Source organism: Acinetobacter sp. V2 (genome assembly GCF_001188385.1).
GTDB lineage: Bacteria > Pseudomonadota > Gammaproteobacteria > Pseudomonadales > Moraxellaceae > Acinetobacter > Acinetobacter oleivorans.
Genome location: NZ_JZFB01000001.1, coordinates 519067 through 520481 on the forward strand (window position 1 = coordinate 519067; position 1415 = coordinate 520481).

Annotated in this window: 2 protein-coding genes and 1 pseudogene; all 3 read left to right on the forward strand. The window is 37.6% G+C overall.

The window, feature by feature from the left end; all coding sequences use genetic code 11:
* Window positions 1-609: nicotinate-nucleotide--dimethylbenzimidazole phosphoribosyltransferase (locus UC75_RS19850; protein ID WP_228137031.1), on the forward strand; the 609-nt coding region annotated here is incomplete at its 5' end.
* Entirely contained in the window at window positions 602-1201 is a 600-nt protein-coding gene (locus tag UC75_RS02410) for a histidine phosphatase family protein (protein ID WP_049836551.1), read from the forward strand. The genes UC75_RS19850 and UC75_RS02410, both read left to right, overlap by 8 nt.
* A 125-nt stretch (window positions 1202-1326) precedes the next feature.
* Window positions 1327-1415, forward strand: a pseudogene (locus UC75_RS19855) (hypothetical protein); the annotation flags it as partial.

The window sequence follows — 1415 nt, forward strand, 5'->3', positions numbered from 1 at the left end:
TTAGAGTTAGGTAAAAATAGTGTAGACACGGCTAAAGCCGACGGCGCGGATATTTATATTGCCGGTGAAATGGGAATTGGAAATACCTGTTCTGCTTCTGCCTTAGCATGCCTTTTATTAAATGATACTGCCGAGCAATTAACTGGGGTAGGGACAGGAATTGGTGCCGATCAGTTAAGACATAAAATTGAAGTAATTGAACAAGCAATTGAACTTCATCATAAACATGTTACTGGTGATGCGTTTAAAACATTGTGTGCAGTTGGTGGATTGGAAATTGCGGCAATTGTAGGTGCTTATATTCGATGTGCACAGATTGGTTTACCTATCATTGTAGATGGTTTTATTAGTTCAGTAGCTGCTTTATGCGCGGTACGAATGAACCCTAAAGTACGTGACTGGATGTTATTTGGCCATCAATCGGCTGAATATGGTCACCGCCGTATTTTACAAGAACTCAATGCTGAGCCGATTTTAAAAATGAATTTGCGGTTAGGTGAAGGGAGTGGTGCAGGTACTGCTTTGTCATTAGTTAAAATGGCATGTGTATTACACAACCAAATGGCTACTTTTGCTCAAGCTGCCGTAAGCGGGGATAAAATTGGGTAAATTCAGAATCGATTTACTCAGACATGGCGAGAGTCAATATAGCCATACTTTACGAGGACATTTGGATGATGAGTTAACGGCAGAAGGTTGGCAGCAGATGCAGTCAACCATTGAGCAAGTTGCAAATCAGTCATGGGATGTCATTATAAGTTCATCATTAAAACGTTGTGCTTGTTTTGCTGAGAAACTTGCAAAGACAACTCAGCTACCTTTACTTTTAAACCATGACTTAAAAGAAATGTATTTTGGTGAGTGGGAAGGTGTCTCAACTCAGCAAATTTATGAAACTTCACCAGAATTATTGGCAAATTTTTGGCAAAAACCGAGTCAATATTGTCCACCGCGTGCAGAAACATTAATGCAATTTCAAACAAGAGTTCTTAAAGGCTTTCAGGAACTACTTGTACAGATGCAAAACCAAAACTGGCAACATGGATTGGTTGTTACCCACGGTGGTGTGATTAAGCTATTAGCTTGTTTAGCCACGCAACAACATTTAGATGATTTACTAAAAATGTCGGCAGAGCTTGGGAAATTATATTCATTCGAATTTTCTGAAACAGATGGTCAATTAACTTTCATGTTGAGATAGCAACCTTATATTTCTCTACACATGTAAGTTATTATTTTTATAAAAGATATTTGAGTGATTGTAATAGAACTGTCATTGCTAAAAATTAAGCTATTGGCATTTCTTATTAATCACTCATCTGACTTATGAATATTTTATTTAAAACGACTGTGCTCGCAGCATCATTATTACTTGCAGCTTGTAACAATAATGATGATCAAGATGTTCAAACGAC